This is a genomic window from Pseudarthrobacter chlorophenolicus A6, from assembly GCF_000022025.1.
Lineage (GTDB): Bacteria > Actinomycetota > Actinomycetes > Actinomycetales > Micrococcaceae > Arthrobacter > Arthrobacter chlorophenolicus.
In genome coordinates this window covers 4,252,013-4,268,960 of sequence record NC_011886.1, presented here as the reverse complement: position 1 = coordinate 4,268,960, position 16,948 = coordinate 4,252,013, and the positions used below count along the sequence as shown (strand labels likewise).

Genomic DNA, 16,948 nt, shown 5'->3' with positions numbered 1-16,948 from the left:
CGGTGTTCAAGCGATCTGGGCGGCGGGTATTTCGGCGTAGCGGTTTGAGCGGGTCTTCGCAGGCGCCGGGGCAGGCTGCGGGGTTGCCGGGGGAGCGAGCGCCGGCGGTGGAGCTGCCGGCTGGGCTACCGGGCAACGGAAGTTGTAATCGAGGTTTCCGGCGGTGAACTGCGTGAGTGCGACGACGCCGCCGGAGGTGAGGGGAGCGGCTCCGCAAAGATCTGCCGCGGTTGAGGTGGATTCAGCACCCGCCAGCCAGCTCTTCAAGGAGTAGAGGTTGCTGTGTGGGCCCACCTCACCCACAATTTCGCCGAACTGGTAGCCGGTGGAATATATGCCCACCTCCACCCCGGTGCCCTGCAGGTAGGCCGTCATGCCCTCCAGTTCCGCGGTGTTGGCAGCCTTATTGGACAGCCAGCTGTTACCGGTCTCCACGTCCAGCCACCACATGCGCTGGCCCGCACCGCCTCCTGCCCCGGCGAGGCTTCCGGCGTCGTTGTACGCCGTCGCATAGCCGTGGACATAGGCGCAGGCGGGGGAAGCGGTGCCATCGCACATCCCGTAGGGGTTGCCGATGTCCGAGCCCATCACGGTGTTGTTTGCAGGCCACCACAGCGAGCCCACCGGCCCGGTGGCGGCGGTATTGACGTAGACGGCAGACTTGGTTCCCGCCGCTGCCTCGGAGCTGCGGTCCGCCCAGGCCAGTTGCTCCGCGAGGCAGGGGTTCGCCGTCGTTGGCCGGCCGCCGTTGATGCCCACCACGGCAAATGCGGGCGGTGCCGGAAGCTGACCGCCGCACTGGGGCCAGGAAATGTCGTTGCCCAGTGCCGCGGACTCCTGGGGCGAGGGCACCGCTCCGGAGTCCGCCTGGGCCGGGCCGGCCTGCCAAGCCAGCAGCAGGCAGGCCGAGGCCAGGATTCTCGATGCCTTCATGCTTTGCCCCCGTATCCGGAACTGACAGCTACGGGGCCTGTTGGCGGCCCCGTTGGCAGCCTAGGAGCGGTGGCCTCGGGCGGTCATGGGTAGCGGGTACTGGAGTTTCGGCAACCAGCCGGGGCAGGGGCACCTGCCGGGTACCTGTTTCAGCCTGTTCCGGTACTTGGGCGGCCGGTCGCAAGGCGCCGCCCCCAGGCAACCTTCAGCGAGATCGCCGGTGCGCAGTAGCGGGGAAGTCTAGCGGGGAACTTCAGCGCCGGCTGCCCGGTACCAGCCCGGCCACCAGCGACACCAGGGAGATGATGATTGCGGCCAGGATGGCCGTCCAGAAGAAGGAATCGATGGTGAGGTGCACGGGGGTGTAATCGCTGATCCAGGCTGTGAGGTAGAGCATGGCGGCGTTAATGACGATCGCGAACAACCCCAGGGTCAGGATGGTGATCGGGAGGGCGAGGAGGCTCACCAGCGGCCGCACCAGGGCGTTGACCACGCCGAATATAAGGCCGATGAACAGGTAGGCCAGGACTATCCCGATGGTTTCGGTGTCCTGCGAGATGCCGGTCCGTGCCACGGCATCGGAGGCTGCAGTGCTGGTGATGTCCATGCCGGGCAGGACCCAGCTTGCCACCCACAGGGCGGCCGCGTTGAAGATGACCCGAAGAATGAAGGAACCCATGGTCCCATGCTTCCACAACACCCTCCGGACATCCTGGCAAACCCTATTCCGGAACGCACCGGTGGCCTGCCCTCAGATTTATCCAATTGTGTCAACTCTATTGACAGAACAGAAAGCGGTTTCACAGACTAAAGAAACCGCTTTCTGATATGCCGCACAGTGACGTCGGCAGCGAAAGCGCGGTTCATTCCAATGGAGGAAGAGAGCACATGCGCATCACACGTCCTATGGCAGCGGCGGCTGCCGTGGCCACAGCGGCCGCCATCTGCCTGCCGGTCCAGGCCAATGCCACACCACCCTCATCACAATCGTCCGCAACCGCCCAGACCGCCCAGGTGCCGCTTGAACGACAGGTGCTCCAAAGCCGGGATGGCTGGGCATCGGCCGGTGCGGGGACTACGGGCGGCGCCAAAGCAACGGCGGACCGCGTCTTCGATGTCCACAGCCGGGCTGAACTGATGGCGGCGCTCGCAGTGACCGGAGCCGAACCCCGGATCATCCGGGTACACGGCGACATCCCGGCCAACTCGACGGCGGATGGCCAGGCACTGAACTGCGGCGACTACGCGGCAGGCACGGGCTTCTCCCTCGAGCAGTACCTCTACGACTACGATCCCGTCAGGTACGGGACTGACCGGGAACCGGCCGGGGAGCAGGAAAATGCCCGGCGCAAAGCGGCCGCCAACCAGGCAGCGGTCATCCGGTGGGACATTCCTGCCAACACCACCATCGTCGGAGCCACCCCGGACAGCAGCATCACCGGCGCGGCCCTGCGCATCAACCGGTCCAACAACGTCATTTTCAGGAACCTCACCGTCCGGGATTCGGCTGACTGCTTCCCCGCCTGGGACCCCACCGACGGCGACCACGGTAACTGGAACAGTGAGTACGACCTCCTCCAGGTCATCAACGGATCTACCAACGTCTGGGTTGACCACTCGCACTTCACTGACGCCCCCAACCTGGACATCAACCAGCCCTCGTACTTCGGACGCCCGTACCAGGTCCATGACGGAGCAGTGGACGTCACCAACGGCTCAGATCTGGTCACCCTGTCCTACAACCGCTTCTCCGACCATGACAAGCTCCTGCTGATCGGATCCACCGACTCGACCAGCCGCGGGGACGTGGGCAAGCTGCGCGTCACCATCCACCACAACTCCTTCGAGAACGTCGGCCAGCGCGCCCCGAGGGTCCGCTACGGACAGGTGGACGTCTACAACAACCACTTCACGACGTCGGCCGGCTCGCCTACGCCCTACACGTACACCTTCGGCGCGGGCGTCGAATCACACATCTATGCCGAGGCCAATGCCTTCACCCTGCCCCAGGACATTCCAGCATCCGCGCTGATCAGGCACTTCAAGGGCCAGGCCATCACCACGGTGGACAACACGGTCAACGGAAAGCGCGTGGATCTCCTGGCCGCCTACAACTCCGCCGCAACCGCCGATAAGCAGCTGGTGGCAGATGGATCCTGGACTCCCGCCTTGCGCATCAAGGTCCACCCGGCGCAGGCGGTGCCTGCCCTGCTTAAGGACAACGTGGGTCCCATCTACACAGCGGGGGTGAAGCGCTGATGCGGCGATTCACGCCCAGCCGGCGCACCGTGCTCGCTTCGGCTGCAACCGGCGCCCTTACCGCTGCGGCAGTCCTGGCCGGAGCAGCCCCGGCCGCGCACGCAGCCGGCGGCCCCGCCCGGGCGCAGTCCAACAGGAAACCGGTGATCTTCGTAGTGGGGGATTCCACCTCCTCCGCCTACCAGCGCTCGGAACGTCCCCGCGCCGGCTGGGGCCAGGCCCTGCCGCTGCTGCTCGGGCCGCAGGCGACGGTGTTCGACTACGCCTGGTCCGGCGCCTCCTCGAAAAGCTATGCCGACGCCGGCCTGCTGGGCGAGGTGGCGGAGGCGCTGCAACCGGGCGACTACCTGCTCATCTCCTTCGGCCACAACGACGAAAAAGTCGAGGATCCGTCACGCGGCACCGATCCGCAAACCACGTTCAAGGAGTACCTGGGCCGGTACCTCGACGCCGCATCAGCCGCAGGCGCCAAAGCCGTCCTGGTCACCCCCGTGGAACGGCGCCGCTTCAGCGCCCTCGGCGTTGCCCAGGACACCCACGGCGCCTACCCCCAGGCGATCAAGGAGCTCGCTGCGTCCCGCGGTGTTCCCCTGGTTGACCTGACGGCATCCTCCAAGGAGCTCTGGCAAAAGCTGGGGCCGGAGGGAACCACCTCGCACTTCCTGCATGCCACTCCCGGCCAGTACCCGCAGTACCCCAACGGCGTCACGGACAACACCCACTTCCAGGCGCAGGGCGCCTTGGCCGTGGCACAGCTTGTTGTCGCAGGACTGCAGGCGCAGCCGGCCGCACCGCCGGGATGGTTCCGGGAGCCCGGCGGGACGCTGGACCCGCTCTCAGCCATCTACTGGCCCAGCGAACGCCCGGTGGACAAGCCCCTGGTCCTCACCGTGGGAAACGGCGGGCAGTTCTCCACCGTCCAGGCCGCCGTCGACGCAGCACCGGCAAACAGCACCCGCCGTACGGAAATCAGGATCGCGCCCGGGACGTACCGCGAGCTGATCCGGGTACCGGCCAACAAACCGAGGGTGTCGTTCATCGGACGCGGGCAGGCGCCGGAGGACGTGGTGCTGGTCTACAACAATGCGTCCGGCACCCCGAAACCCGACGGCACGGGGACCTATGGCACCGGCGGGAGCACCAGCGTGCGGATCGACGGCCCGGATTTCACGGCAGTGAACCTGACGTTCAGCAACGACTTCGACGAAGCCGCTAATCCGGACATGAAGAACCGGCAGGCCGTGGCACTGTTCCTGGCCGGGGACCGGGCTGTCCTCCGCAATATCCGCTGCCTGGGCAACCAGGACACACTGCTGGTGGATTCCCCCGCCCGCGGTGTGGAGGCACGCTCCTACTTCACGGACTCCTACGTTGAAGGCGACGTGGATTTCATCTTCGGCCGGGGAACTGCCGTGTTCTCCGGCTGCCGGATCCGCTCCCTGGACCGCGGGTCCAGCACCAACAACGGATACGTCTCCGCCGGCAGCGTCAATATCGGGATCAAGCACGGATACCTGTTCACCCAGTGCCGCTTCGTCTCGGATGCAGCGGCCGGATCCGTCCATCTCGGCCGGCCATGGCATCCCAGTGGAGATCCGGAGGCCATTGCCCAGGTGCTGGTCCGCGACTCGTGGCTGGGAGCGCACATCTCCGGAACGCCGTGGACGGACATGAGCGGTTTTTCGTGGCAGGAGGCCAGATTCCACGAGTTCAACAACAATGGCCCCGGATCACGGGCAACCCCTGACCGGCCGCAACTGGATCCCCGCCTTGCAGAGGAGTTCACTGCTGGAGCGTACCTGCACGGGGCAGATGCCTGGGCGCCCCAGCTGGCCGGAAGCAAGGCCGACAGTACCGCCCTGAGCGTCGGCCAGCCCGCGTAAGGCGTGGTGAAGGGGTGCCGGACCGGGTCCCGCGGGTTCAGCGGGCCGGCCGGCACCCCCGGGTTCCAGCCCCGAGGGCGTGAACAATCGCAGCAGTAGGCTAGTTTTCATGACTTCCTCTGAAACCACGGCCGGCGGCATCGATCCGCGACCGGTGGTGGGCCGGCTGCCCCGCTACGCTGCCGGAAAGCCGCCCGCCGCCGTCGAAGGGCTGGCCAGCTACAAACTGTCCTCGAATGAGAATCCCCTGCCGCCGCTGCCGGCGGTCCTGGAAGCCATCGCACAGCAAACGGACTTCAACCGTTACCCGGACCCGCTCAGCAGCAGGCTCCGGGCGGCGCTCGCGGAATTCCTGCAGGTTCCCGCGGAGGACATCGTCACGGGGGCAGGCAGCCTGGGCGCACTCAACCAGATCCTGGCTGCCTTTGCCGGCCAGAACGACGACGGCAAGGCCGACGAAGTCATCTACGCCTGGCGTTCCTTCGAGGCCTACCCCATCAGCGTGGGCCTCGCCGGGGCCGAAAGCGTCCGCGTCCCGGTCACCGCCGACGGGCGGCACGACCTCGAGGCCATGGCGGCGGCGGTCAGCGCACGGACCAAGGTGATCCTCCTGTGCACGCCCAACAACCCCACCGGGCCTGCCTTGACCACCGCCGAAACCGAGGCCTTCATCCGGACAGTGCCTTCCAGCGTGGTGGTGGTTATTGACGAGGCTTACCAGGAGTTCGTCCGGGACACTGAAGCCGTGGATGGCATCGCCCTGTATCGCAAATACCCCAACGTGGTGGTGCTGCGGACCTTCTCCAAGGCCCACGGGCTGGCTGGCCTCCGAGTGGGTTACAGCATCGCCAACCCCGCCCTGACGCAGCACCTTCGAGTGGCCGCCACCCCCTTTGCGGTGTCGCAAATAGCCGAATCAGCCGCGATTGTTTCACTGCAGAATTTCGACCAGGTTGTAGGAAGGGTACAAAGCCTGGTGGACGAACGGGTCCGCGTAGTGGGCGGACTCCGGGACCTGGGCTGGGCTGTCCCGGACGCGCAGGGCAATTTTGTGTGGCTGGACCTGGGTGAGGCCAGCGCTGACTTTGCCGAGCAGGCAGGAGCCCGGGCCTTGTCTGTCCGGGCGTTTCCCGGGGAAGGCGTCCGGGTCAGTATCGGCGAGCAGGAAGCCAACACCCGGTTCCTGGAGCTGTGTGCGAACTATACAAAGGCGCCCCGGGGTTCCTAGCACTTAACAAGTAGGCCTGCGCCAACCTACTGAAGATAAAGTTAGGATCAGTAAGCCATTGTATATGCCGTTTCGGGAATGTATTCCCTGTGAGGCATATATCCCAGCGACATTGCATTGCATCCGCATGCGGGAAGCAAGGAGACGGTATGGGCACACATCTGCCTTCCACCGAGTTCGACGGAACAGCGGTTGACGACCAGCGGGAAGCTGACGCGGAAGCCGTCATGGGCCAACCCCCGGCGCAGATGGTCCAGTTGCTGGGCCCCGACGGGAAACTCGGTGCCGACCCCGTATACAGCAGCTACGCGGACAGGCTCACCCCCGAGGACCTGCGCGGACTGTACGCGGACATGGCCAGGATCCGGCGTTTCGACGTCGAGGCAACAGCCCTGCAGCGGCAGGGGCAGCTTGCGCTCTGGGTTCCGCTGACGGGCCAGGAGGCAGCCCAGATCGGTTCCGGCCGGGCCAGCCAGCCGCAGGACTATATCTTCCCCACCTACCGTGAGCACGGCGTGGCGCTGACCCGCGACGTGGACCTTGCCGAGCTGCTCCGCCAGTTCCGCGGCGTGTCCAACGGAGGCTGGAACCCCAAGGACACGAACTTCCACCTCTACACGCTGGTCCTGGCCGCGCAGACGCTGCACGCCGTCGGCTACGCCATGGGCATCCAGCGGGACCAGAAACTCGCTGCCGCCGCGGGCAAGGCCGGAAACGAACCGGACGCTGCGGTCATCGCCTATTTCGGTGACGGTGCCAGCTCCGAAGGCGACGTCCACGAGTCCATGGTCTTCGCCTCCTCGTACAGCGCGCCCGTGGTGTTCTTCTGCCAGAACAACCACTGGGCCATCTCGGTCCCCACCAACGTGCAGACCCGGGTGCCGCTGTCCAACCGTGCAAAGGGCTACGGCTTCCCCGGCATCCGGGTGGACGGCAACGACGTCATCGCGGTGCACGCCGTCACCGAGTGGGCGCTGGAGCATGCCCGCCAGGGCAAGGGACCGGTCCTCATTGAGGCATTCACCTACCGGGTGGGTGCCCACACCACTGCCGACGATCCCACCAAGTACCGCGGATCCGAGGAGGAGGACGCCTGGCGAGCCAAGGACCCGCTGGTGCGCCTGGAGAAGTACCTCCGCGCCGAGGGCCTGGCCGACGACGCCTACTTTGCCAAAGTGAAGGCCGACGGCGACGAGCTCGCCGCATACGTGCGCCGCACCGCCCACGACCTCGAAGACCCGGACATCAGGGCCGCATTCGCCAACGTCTATGCCGAAGCGCACCCCTTGGTCGCCGAGGAACTGGCCTGGTTCGAGGAATACAGCGCAGGATTCGCCGGCGGCGACGAACCGTCCGCCCAGCACGGTGCAGCAGCAAAGGCAGGCCACTGATGACCACCATGACCATCGCGAAGGCCATCAACGAAGGCCTTCGCGCCACGCTGGCGGCCAACCCCAAATCCCTGCTGATGGGCGAGGACATCGGCCCCCTGGGCGGCGTCTACCGGGTAACCGACGGGCTCATCGGCGAATTCGGCCCCGACCGCGTGGTGGACACCCCGCTGGCCGAGTCCGGCATCATTGGCACCGCGATCGGGCTGGCGCTGCGCGGCTACAGCCCGGTCTGCGAGATCCAGTTCGATGGCTTCGTGTTTCCAGGCTTCAACCAGATCACCACGCAGCTGGCCAAAATGCACGCCCGCAGCCACGGCAACCTCACCGTCCCGGTGGTCATCCGTATTCCCTACGGCGGCGGCATCGGCTCGGTGGAACACCACTCCGAATCACCCGAGGCACTGTTTGCCCACACCGCCGGCCTGCGCATCATCACCCCGTCCAACCCGCACGACGCCTACTGGATGGTCCAGCAGGCCGTGCAGTGCCAGGACCCGGTCATCATCTTCGAACCCAAGCGCCGCTACTGGCTCAAGGGCGAAGTGGACACCGCAGCCCCCGGCCCCGCCGGCGACCCCTTCAAGGCCCACATCCTGCGTGAAGGAACCGATGCCACCATCGTGGCCTACGGGCCGCTGGTTCCCGTGGCCCTCGCGGCTGCCGACGCCGCCCGGGAAGACGGCCACAGCGTGGAAGTCATCGACCTCCGCTCCATCTCGCCGCTGGACTTCGATACCGTCACAGCATCCGTGGAAAAGACCGGCCGGCTGATCGTGGCCCACGAGGCCCCCACCTTCGGTGGCATCGGCGGCGAGATCGCGGCCCGCATCAGCGAGCGTGCCTTCCATTCCCTCGAAGCCCCCGTCATCCGGGTGGGCGGCTTCCACATGCCCTACCCCGTTGCCAAGGTGGAGGAAGACTATCTTCCGGACATCGACCGCATCCTCGAGGCGCTGGACCGCGCCCTCTCCTACTGAGGACACCATGACGCTGAATAAATTCAACCTGCCGGACGTCGGCGAAGGCCTCACGGAAGCGGAAGTCGTTTCCTGGAAGGTCAAGCCGGGCGACTCCGTCGCTATCAACGACGTCCTGTGCGAAATTGAAACCGCAAAGTCGATCGTTGAACTGCCGTCCCCCTTTGCCGGGACCGTCACTGAACTCCTTGTGCCGGAAGGGGTGACCATCGACGTCGGAACGGCCATCATCAGCGTCAGCGACGACGTTGCCGGCGACCCCACGCCCGCGGACGTCCGGGCGCCCGAAGCTGCGGCGCAGCCGGAACAGGCAGCTGCACCCGTGCAGCCGCTGTACGGCAAGCTTCCTGAAGACGCACAGGAAAACGATAGGAACGACGCCGGCGCGCAGGGCAGTGCCCCGGCGGGAGGTCCGTTGGTGGGTTCGGGACCGAAGGCCGACGCCGTCAAGCGGCGCCCGCGCGTCACGCGGACGGTTGCGGCCAAGCCCGCCGACACGGTGACCGTCAACGCTCCCGAAGTGGAGCCGGTGCAGCCGCATACCCCGGCAGAGGTGACCGGACGCCCGGCAGCCGCCGCGGCCCAGGCCGGCCAGGCCGCCGTCGTGGATACCCGGCCCACGCTGGGTGGCACCATCACCGGGCTGGTCAACCGCGTCCTCGCCAAACCTCCCGTCCGGAAGATCGCCCGTGACCTCGGCATCGACCTGGCCGACGTCGTGGCCACCGGCTCCCGGGGCGAGGTGACCCGCGAGGACCTGGTCAGTTACCAGGCGCAGCGCGACGCCGAACTGGACAAGGCGGACGGCTTCTGGGGCAAGGCGGGCAAGCCGCAGGACCAGCGGATCGAGAGTATCCCGGTCAAGGGCGTGCGCAAGGCAACCGCCAAGGCCATGGTGGACTCGGCCTTCGCGGCCCCCCACGTCAGCATCTTCGTGGATGTGGACGCGAGCCGGACCATGGAATTCGTCAAGCGGCTCAAGGCCTCACGCGACTTCGAAGGAATCAAGGTCTCGCCGCTCCTCATCCTGGCCAAGGCCGTCATCTGGGCGGCCGCCCGGAACCCCAGCGTCAATGCCTCGTGGGTTGAGAGCGCGGATGGAAGCGGTGCCGCCGAGATCCAGGTCAAGCACTTCATGAACCTGGGCATTGCCGCGGCAACCCCGCGCGGCCTGATGGTGCCCAACATCAAGGATGCGCAGGATTTGTCCCTGAAGGAACTGGCGCTGGCCCTGAACCACCTGGCCACCACGGCGCGTGCGGGAAAGACGCAGCCGGCGGAGATGCAGGGCGGCACGCTGACCATCACCAACATCGGCGCCCTGGGGATTGATACCGGCACGCCCATCATCAACCCGGGTGAGGTGGCCATCGTCGCCTTCGGCACCATCAAGCAGAAGCCTTGGGTCCTGGACGGGGAAGTGATTCCGCGGTGGATCACCACCCTGGGCGGCTCCTTCGACCATCGCGTGGTGGACGGCGACCTGTCGGCCCGGTTCATGGCCGACGTCGCAGCCATCCTGGAAGAACCCGCGCTGCTCCTTGACTGAGGCGGGGGTGAAGGCAGGGACTGGCGTGGCCGGGTCCGGCCGCGCCATCCGGGTGAAGAACAAAACCGCCCGGTGGCTGACCGAGGCGTTCCAGCCGCCGGTGGTGGTGTCCGTCCAGCTGCTGATCAGCCCGCTGGTCCAGGACGGTTTTCCCGCCACCATGGCTTACGGGGCGCTTGCTGCCCTGTTTGTCTGCGTGCTGCCCCTGCTCCTGCTGCTGGCCCTCGTCCGGCTGGGAAAGGTCACGGACCACCACGTCAGTGACCGCCGGCAGCGCCTTCCCGTGCTGCTGATGGCACTGGCGTCCATCCTTGCCGGGCTGCTGGTGCTGGCGGCGGCGGGTGCTCCGGCCAGTGTCATCGCCATGGTGCTGGCAGTGGTGGGGGGAGTGGTGGTGCTTGCAGCCGTCAGCCCGTTCTGGAAGATCAGCGGGCACGCCGCCGCCATCTCCTGTTCGGCTGTTGTCGCGGTCCTGATGCTTGGCGCCGCCTGGGCGCCGCTGCTGCTGCTCATACCGACGGTCGGCTGGTCGCGGGTGGTCCTGCGCGCCCACACCCTGGCGCAGGTGGTGGCAGGCTCGCTCTTCGGCGGTGTGGTGATGGCAGGAATCTGGTGGCTGCTGAAGCTGTGGCTGGTGCCGTAGGCGGCGGTGCCGCCCGGAACTGCTAGTAGGCCGGGTAGGCGTACATCATCTCCACAGCGGCGGAGTCGCCCGTGGAGGATGCAATGACGACGGCGGCGCCCACCATGAGTGCGGACCAGGCCGCGGCGGCACCGGTCATGATGGAGAGCAGCTTCCAGTCCTCGCGCATGACGCTGCGGACCGTGCGGGGGAGGTTAAGGTCCGGGGCGATCATGTTCGGCGCGGAGTCGGTGGTGCCGTCATCCAGCAGCGCAACCACCGTGCCATTGCCGCGGTCCACGCGCATGGAGCAGATGTGGTTTCCGTGGCGGGCCAGGAGGATGTCGTGGCCTACGAGCTGGCGGCGCTGAAGAGTGATCAAGGGGTCCCCTCTAGTGGTGGGTTGTTGTCGTCCGCACCGTTGAGGGCTCCCTCAATTTTACCGTTTCGCCCGTAGCTGAATGGGTGTTTTGGGCGTGAGAACGCCCACCCCCCGCAGCGATCTGTGCCACCACGGGGAGTGTCGGGCGTAACTCCTAGTCGGCGTCGTAGGTGTTCGCGATGTACACGTCGCACGGGGCGTTGTGCGCCACGCTGTTGGCCACGCTGCCCAGCACCCGGCCGATGCCCTGCATGCGCCGGTTACCCACCACGATGATCTTTGCGTCCATGCGGATAGCTTCCTTGATCAGGGCGTCTGCCGGACGGCCGCGCGCCGCCGAGTAGGTCACCTTGATCTGCCCGCCCAGGGACTCGGCCACCGTCCGGGCCACGTGCTCGGCCCCGTCCGCGTCGGACACAATCCACTGGTCACTGCCACTGCCGAAGACTTCCGTGCGGTCGCTGTCAAAGGCCGAAACAACGTGGAGCGTGGCGCCCAGCGCTGCTGCCAGGTCCCGGGCCGACTCTGCGGCCTTCTTGGCTGTACCGCTTCCGTCGACGCCTACAACGATGATTCCGCTCATGAAATGCTCCTTTGCTTGGTTCCTGACGGCACTAATGAGCCCAACGCTACCGCGCGGCCAGCGCTTCCTGCAGTACCGGCGCCAGGCGGCGCACCCCTTCACGGATGGCATCCGGCGGGACGGCGCTGAACGCGAGGCGCAGTTTGTTGGACGGCTCGTCCGACGGCGTGAAGGCGGCCCCCGGAATGAAGACCACTCCGGCGTCGATCGCCTTGTGCAGGAGGGGGTAGGTGTCCACGCCTTCGGGCAGCGTCACCCAGACGAAAAAGCCACCGTCCGGGCTGGTCCAGGAGGTGCCCTCCGGCATGTACTCGGTCAGGGCCGCCAGCATGGCCCGGCAGCGTTCGGCATACAGTCCGCGGTAGGTGGCGATCTGGCCCTTCCAGTCGTAGTCACGCAGGTAGGCCGAGACGAGCATCTGGTTCAGGGCCGGCGGGCAGAGCGTGACGGCCTCGGCGGCCAGGTAATACCGCCGCTGCAGGTGCTCCGGCACCAGCGCCCAGCCGATCCGCAGCCCGGGCGCGAAGATCTTGGAGAACGAGCCCATGTAGATCACGTCATCCGGGTTGGCGGCGCGCAGTGGGGCCAGCGGTGCGCCGTCGAACCGCAGCAGGCCGTAGGGGTTGTCCTCGATGATCAAAATATTCGCATTGCGGCATATATCCACGATCGCCTGACGCCGTTCCGCGGCAAGGGTTATGCCCGAGGGGTTGTTGAAGCTGGGGATGGTGTACAGGAACTTGATGCTTTTCCCGGCCAGCTGGAGGGCGGCGATGCGGGCTTCGAGGAGCTCGGGGACCAGTCCGGACTGGTCCATGGCCACGGTTTCCACCTGCACTTGGTAGGCCTCGAACGTGTTCAGGGCGCCAACGTAGGTGGGGTCCTCCACCAGGACGACGTCGCCGGGGTTGCAGAACAGCTTGGTGGCCACGTCCTGGGCTGACTGGGAGCCGGCCGTGATCACCACGTTCTGCGGCAGCGCATCCACGATCCCTTCGGCTGCCATCACCTCGCAGATCTGCGTGCGGAGCTCTTCCGTGCCCTGGCCTGCGCCGTACTGCAGGGCGGTGAGTCCTTCCTCGGCGATGATCCGGCCAGCCGTTTCCGCCAGCCGGTCGAGCGGGAGTGACTGCAGGTAGGGACTTCCGCCGGCCAGCGACACCAGGCCGGGGCGCAGCGAAATGTCGAAGACGTCACGTACAGCCGACTGCCTGATGTTCGCGGCACGCTCGGAGAACAGTTCCTCATGGCGGTGGGCCGAGGTGGCCGCTCGCTCGATGGCGTCAATGGCTTCGGCTGGAAGGGACGCGGCTGCCGCGTCGATTGTTTCGTGGCTCACACGCTCAGGATACAACTGAATGTTGCCTGAAAAGCAACACTTGTTGTTCCAGGAATTACTGGCCGCCGGATCATCCTGCTCCGGTTCCTTCCAGCCGCAGCACCTCTGCCAGTGGCCGTCCGTTGAGGTAGACCTGAGCCCTGACGGCACCCACCGCGGCCAGTGCCGTTTGGGTGAGCTGGGCTTCGAGGCGCGGAATGTCGCACACGCCGCCCAGGCTTACTGCCCCCGACAGATAGACGGTCACGGCACTGCCATCGAAGCTGCCGGACAGGAACTTGAGCCGCGAGCCGGCCAGCGCGTTGTAGATTTCGGCACCGGAGGGGACTTCCAACGCCGGAATACTGGCACCGCTGCCTGCCCCCAGGAGGGCGTTCATGGCGGCGGGCAGCGGATCCTTGCCCGCGGGCCGTGCCTGGTCCACGCCGACCAGGCTGTCATTGCAGCCGAACCGCACTCCGTTGTTGCCGCCGTCGTCCAGCAGGACGAAGTAGGCCGTGACGGTCCCCTGGGCCGCGGGCACCCTTTCCGGCGCGGCCGATGGGGACGGCGTCGTGGAGGGCTGCGGTTCAGCTGATGCTGGGGTGCGCGGTTCCGGTTCCGCGCTGGCGGCCGAACCGGGCCGGCCCGTCCCCGCCTGTCCGGACGCGGCAGCGGTTTCCGGCGTGGCGGCGGACGGCTGCTGCGGGGTCGTCCCGCCTGGTGGGGTGCCGGAACCGGAGGGGATGGCAGCCGGTCCGGCCGGAGGCGGTGCTTGCGGCTGCGGGGCCGGCACGGCGGCGCCCGGAGTCGCGGCGGAGCTCGCTGCACTACCGTCCCGCGGTGGGGCCGGGAGCCCATCGCAGGCGGCGAGCCACAGCGGAAGCACCAGGGTGGCAGTGGCCGCCACCCACAGACCCCGCCGCCCCCGGGTTGCCGCTACTCCTGGCATGCTGCACCGCAATTCCATCCGGTTTTTCCAGTGGATTAACGTTACGGCCGGGCTCGCGTTCGGAGATGTCCGTGCGGTACCGGTTGGGACAAGAGTTGGTCACGGCGGAGCGCGGACGGCAGTCCGTGGGAGGAGCTGCAGGGTGCGGGCCGGGAAGGGCCACGCAGATACAGCTGCGCCCGGCAACGCAGATGCGTACCGGGCGCGGCGGGAAGTGCGCGGTTGGTCCGCGCGGGTGGCTAGGCTGCCGGGGCGGCCACTGCCAGTGCGTCGAAGACGCCCTTGATCTGCTCTACAACTTCGGCGTCGTCCTTCGGGTGGATCTCGGCGAAGCGCACCATGGAGCCGGGAACGGCGAGCTTGACGTCCTCAATGACCTGGGCGCCGGCAATGCCGGCGGCCTTGCGGGCTTCGTCCTGTGCCCAGACGCCGCCGAACTGGCCAAAGGCGGTGCCCACGACGGCGGTGGGCTTGCCCGCGAGTGCGCCGGCGCCGAAGGGGCGGGACAGCCAGTCGATGGCGTTCTTCAGGGGAGCGGGGACGGTGCCGTTGTACTCCGGGGTGACCAGGAGGATGGTGTCGGCTTCGCTGGCGGCGGCGCGCAGCGCGGCGGCAGCGGCGGGAACCTGGCCCTCGACGTCGATGTCCTCGTTGTAGAACGGGATGTTGCCCAGGCTGTCGTGGATGACAACGTCCACCTGCTCGGGGGCGTTGAGCTGGATGGCCTCAGCCAGCTGCTGGTTGGTGGACCCGGCGCGCAGGCTGCCGACAAGGGTAAGGATGGTGCTCTTCGTCATGGGAACTCCTTGGTAGGGGCCGCGGGAGGGCCGCAGGCCTTGTCAAAGCTAGGGCATGAGATGCCTTCACCAGACTAAACGGACCATAGTCCGTTTATTATTCCCGGGGTCTAAACTGAGTGCTGTGACCTCCATCCCACTGCGCCCCGAGCCGACTCCCGCAGCGGCCGAACGCAGCGATGCCGCACGGAACCGGGAGCGGCTCCTGCTCGCTGCCAGGGAGCTGATTGCCGACTGCGGCATCGAGGGTCTCACCATGGACCGCCTCGCGGAGCGGGCCGGGGTGGGCAAAGGGACGGTATTCCGCCGCTTTGGCAGCCGGGCCGGCCTGATGCTGACACTGCTCAACGACTCCGAAGCGGACTTCCAGGCACGGTTCATGTTCGGCCCGCCGCCGCTTGGGCCGGGAGCTCCGGGCCTGGAGCGGCTCATCGCCTTCGGTGCTGAACGCATTGCCTACGTGGTGGAATTCGGCGACTTGGTCCTCGCCGCCGAAAATGCCTCGCGGGGGAGGTTTGAAGTGCCCGCCGCGGCGCTTTGGCTCCGGCACATTGAGGTGCTGCTGAGGGACGAAGGATTCGACGCCGACCCTTGGCTTATGGCGGGCTCGCTCAGTGCCGCCCTGGACCCCGAACGCCTCCTCGACCTGGTCCGCCGGCACGGCGTTCCGCCGGGGCGGCTGGTGGATTCCTGGCGGGATCTTGTCACACGCGTGGTGGCGGCCGCGTAGATTAGCCCCCGGGGCGGGATCAGTCCAGTCAAATCAACTTCACAGAGTTATTCATAACGATCTGATACGGGCGTGTCCTTTTCCGGGCATTGGCGGGCATCTTGCGTTTACGGCTGTGATAGTATCCTCTGGAATGTGACCCGCAACATAGTCCATCAGGACCAGCCTGCAAGGGCTGCGGGAGCCAGCTACCCGCTGGCAACGGACTCCGGCGACGCGGCACAACCCCCGCCCAGCCGGGGAAGACGGAAGGACCATCGCGTGATTGTTGTTTTGCCCCGCATTCCGGCACACCGGCGGGCCTGGCTGTGTCCGCCGCAGCAGCACGTGGCGGCGAAGCAAAAGTAGCCGTCCCATGCTCAAGTACCTTGCCAAGCGCGGCATCACGTATGTGGTGATGATCTTCCTGACCACGTCCGCCGGATATTTCCTGGCGGTCAGCTCCCTCAAACCGGCGCTGCTGGAGCAGGAGCGCATTCCCCGGCCCACGCCTGAACAGGTGGCCAACTCGATGCGCCTCAAGGGCCTCGATCCTGACCTGAACGCCTGGGAGCGCTACGTCCAGTGGCTTACCGGCGTCGTCACCCGCTGGGACTGGGGCAGGAGCCCCAACGGCGCATTCATCAACGCCGAATTTGGTGACCGCGTGTGGATTTCCACCCGGCTCTTCCTGGCGTCCATCATCCTCACGCTCGTTATTGGCGTTGCCCTTGGCGTGTACTCGGCCGCCCGGCAGTACAAATTCCAGGACCGCGTCATCACGTCCTACAGCTACCTGGCCTACATCGTCCCCGCTCCCATCGCCTACTTCCTGGTGCAGTTGGGGGCCATCAACATCAACGAGTCGGTGGGCCAGCGCATCTTCTTCGTCACCGGCATCTCCACCCCGGGGATGGAGCCCGGCTGGGCGCAGATAGTGGACATGGCGGCACACTATGCCGTCCCCACGGTGGCCATCACGCTGGTGGGCTGGGGCGCGTACCAGATCGCCCAGCGCCAGTACCTGTTGGACAACGTCAACGCCGACTTCGTCCGGACCGCCCGCGCCAAGGGCCTGAGCAGGAACCAGGCCATTGCCCGGCACGCCCTCCGAGTGTCCTTCATCCCGGTGGCCCAGAGCATCGCCTTCACCATCCCGGCCATCTTCGCCGGCGGTTTCTTTGCCGAGAAAATCTTCGCCTGGCCCGGCGTCGGTTCCTGGAGCATTGACGCCATTTCCCTCCAGGACGTCAACGCCGCCACCGCCACCCTGGCCTACGGCTCAGTCATCTTCGCCCTGGGCGCCATCCTGGCAGACTTTGCCACCACCCTGGTTGACCCGAGAGTGCGGGTGCAGTAACC

16 protein-coding genes are annotated in these 16,948 nt (G+C 66.7%); 9 read left to right on the top strand and 7 right to left on the bottom strand.

All coding sequences use genetic code 11. The features are described 5' to 3' along the window. Positions 1–6 precede the first annotated feature (6 nt). Complete coding sequence (locus tag ACHL_RS19175; RefSeq protein WP_015938969.1) at positions 7–933, bottom strand: glycoside hydrolase family 25 domain-containing protein; 927 nt, start codon at positions 931–933, stop codon at positions 7–9. Positions 934–1,186: 253 nt separating this feature from the next. Next, entirely contained in the window at positions 1,187–1,612 is a 426-nt protein-coding gene (locus tag ACHL_RS19170; RefSeq protein WP_043794253.1) for a phage holin family protein, read from the bottom strand. A gap of 209 nt (positions 1,613–1,821) precedes the next feature. Here ACHL_RS19170 and ACHL_RS19165 point away from each other — a divergent pair, with 209 nt between their 5' ends. From ACHL_RS19165 to ACHL_RS19135, 7 genes are all read left to right on the top strand, one after another. Further along, positions 1,822–3,192 (top strand): pectate lyase family protein, encoded by a 1,371-nt coding sequence (locus tag ACHL_RS19165; protein WP_015938967.1) that lies wholly within the window; start codon positions 1,822–1,824, stop codon positions 3,190–3,192. Further along, positions 3,192–5,075, top strand: a complete 1,884-nt coding sequence (locus tag ACHL_RS19160; protein ID WP_015938966.1) for a pectinesterase family protein — start codon at positions 3,192–3,194, stop codon at positions 5,073–5,075. Before ACHL_RS19165 ends, ACHL_RS19160 begins: the two co-directional genes overlap by 1 nt. A 109-nt stretch (positions 5,076–5,184) precedes the next feature. Further along, positions 5,185–6,303, top strand: coding sequence for a histidinol-phosphate transaminase (locus ACHL_RS19155; RefSeq protein WP_015938965.1), 1,119 nt, complete (start codon positions 5,185–5,187; stop codon positions 6,301–6,303). A 149-nt stretch (positions 6,304–6,452) separates the two neighbouring features. Beyond that, complete coding sequence (gene pdhA / locus ACHL_RS19150; protein ID WP_015938964.1) at positions 6,453–7,694, top strand: pyruvate dehydrogenase (acetyl-transferring) E1 component subunit alpha; 1,242 nt, start codon at positions 6,453–6,455, stop codon at positions 7,692–7,694. Further along, a complete protein-coding gene (locus tag ACHL_RS19145; protein WP_015938963.1) occupies positions 7,694–8,674 on the top strand; it encodes an alpha-ketoacid dehydrogenase subunit beta in 981 nt (326 codons plus the stop codon). Before pdhA ends, ACHL_RS19145 begins: the two co-directional genes overlap by 1 nt. 7 nt (positions 8,675–8,681) lie before the next feature. Continuing rightward, positions 8,682–10,223 (top strand): dihydrolipoamide acetyltransferase family protein, encoded by a 1,542-nt coding sequence (locus ACHL_RS19140; RefSeq protein WP_015938962.1) that lies wholly within the window; start codon positions 8,682–8,684, stop codon positions 10,221–10,223. Positions 10,224–10,230: 7 nt separating this feature from the next. Continuing rightward, positions 10,231–10,866, top strand: coding sequence for a phosphatase PAP2 family protein (locus ACHL_RS19135; RefSeq protein ID WP_015938961.1), 636 nt, complete (start codon positions 10,231–10,233; stop codon positions 10,864–10,866). 22 nt (positions 10,867–10,888) lie between these two features. On the opposite strand, the gene ACHL_RS19130 is transcribed toward ACHL_RS19135, so the two are convergent. From ACHL_RS19130 to ACHL_RS19110, 5 genes are all read right to left on the bottom strand, one after another. After that, on the bottom strand, positions 10,889–11,227 hold the full coding sequence (locus ACHL_RS19130; RefSeq protein ID WP_015938960.1) for a hypothetical protein: 339 nt from the start codon (positions 11,225–11,227) through the stop codon (positions 10,889–10,891). Between the two features lie 154 nt (positions 11,228–11,381). Then, positions 11,382–11,810 (bottom strand): universal stress protein, encoded by a 429-nt coding sequence (locus ACHL_RS19125; RefSeq protein ID WP_015938959.1) that lies wholly within the window; start codon positions 11,808–11,810, stop codon positions 11,382–11,384. A gap of 46 nt (positions 11,811–11,856) precedes the next feature. Next, on the bottom strand, positions 11,857–13,149 hold the full coding sequence (locus ACHL_RS19120; RefSeq protein ID WP_043794250.1) for an aminotransferase-like domain-containing protein: 1,293 nt from the start codon (positions 13,147–13,149) through the stop codon (positions 11,857–11,859). A gap of 70 nt (positions 13,150–13,219) precedes the next feature. After that, positions 13,220–14,080 carry a hypothetical protein gene (locus tag ACHL_RS24760; RefSeq protein WP_244266488.1) on the bottom strand — a complete coding sequence of 287 codons (861 nt, stop codon included), beginning with the start codon at positions 14,078–14,080 and terminating at the stop codon, positions 13,220–13,222. A gap of 239 nt (positions 14,081–14,319) precedes the next feature. After that, positions 14,320–14,877 (bottom strand): NAD(P)H-dependent oxidoreductase, encoded by a 558-nt coding sequence (locus tag ACHL_RS19110; protein ID WP_015938956.1) that lies wholly within the window; start codon positions 14,875–14,877, stop codon positions 14,320–14,322. A gap of 124 nt (positions 14,878–15,001) precedes the next feature. Between ACHL_RS19110 and ACHL_RS19105 the strand changes: the two genes are divergently transcribed. Both ACHL_RS19105 and ACHL_RS19100 read left to right on the top strand, forming a co-directional pair. Then, positions 15,002–15,607, top strand: coding sequence for a TetR/AcrR family transcriptional regulator (locus ACHL_RS19105; RefSeq protein WP_050767117.1), 606 nt, complete (start codon positions 15,002–15,004; stop codon positions 15,605–15,607). Positions 15,608–15,962: 355 nt separating this feature from the next. Beyond that, entirely contained in the window at positions 15,963–16,946 is a 984-nt protein-coding gene (locus ACHL_RS19100) for an ABC transporter permease (RefSeq protein ID WP_015938954.1), read from the top strand. Positions 16,947–16,948 lie beyond the last annotated feature (2 nt).

Excerpts from the sequence above, each read along its gene's own strand:
- ACHL_RS19175 (WP_015938969.1), bottom strand. The coding sequence starts at position 933 with ATGAAGGCATCGAGAATCCTGGCCTCGGCCTGCCTGCTGCTGGCTTGG.
- ACHL_RS19170 (WP_043794253.1), bottom strand. The coding sequence starts at position 1,612 with ATGGGTTCCTTCATTCTTCGGGTCATCTTCAACGCGGCCGCCCTGTGG.
- ACHL_RS19165 (WP_015938967.1), top strand. The coding sequence starts at position 1,822 with ATGCGCATCACACGTCCTATGGCAGCGGCGGCTGCCGTGGCCACAGCG.
- ACHL_RS19160 (WP_015938966.1), top strand. The coding sequence starts at position 3,192 with ATGCGGCGATTCACGCCCAGCCGGCGCACCGTGCTCGCTTCGGCTGCA.
- ACHL_RS19155 (WP_015938965.1), top strand. The coding sequence starts at position 5,185 with ATGACTTCCTCTGAAACCACGGCCGGCGGCATCGATCCGCGACCGGTG.
- pdhA (WP_015938964.1), top strand. The coding sequence starts at position 6,453 with ATGGGCACACATCTGCCTTCCACCGAGTTCGACGGAACAGCGGTTGAC.
- ACHL_RS19145 (WP_015938963.1), top strand. The coding sequence starts at position 7,694 with ATGACCACCATGACCATCGCGAAGGCCATCAACGAAGGCCTTCGCGCC.
- ACHL_RS19140 (WP_015938962.1), top strand. The coding sequence starts at position 8,682 with ATGACGCTGAATAAATTCAACCTGCCGGACGTCGGCGAAGGCCTCACG.
- ACHL_RS19125 (WP_015938959.1), bottom strand. The coding sequence starts at position 11,810 with ATGAGCGGAATCATCGTTGTAGGCGTCGACGGAAGCGGTACAGCCAAG.
- ACHL_RS24760 (WP_244266488.1), bottom strand. The coding sequence starts at position 14,080 with ATGCCAGGAGTAGCGGCAACCCGGGGGCGGCGGGGTCTGTGGGTGGCG.
- ACHL_RS19110 (WP_015938956.1), bottom strand. The coding sequence starts at position 14,877 with ATGACGAAGAGCACCATCCTTACCCTTGTCGGCAGCCTGCGCGCCGGG.
- ACHL_RS19100 (WP_015938954.1), top strand. The coding sequence starts at position 15,963 with ATGCTCAAGTACCTTGCCAAGCGCGGCATCACGTATGTGGTGATGATC.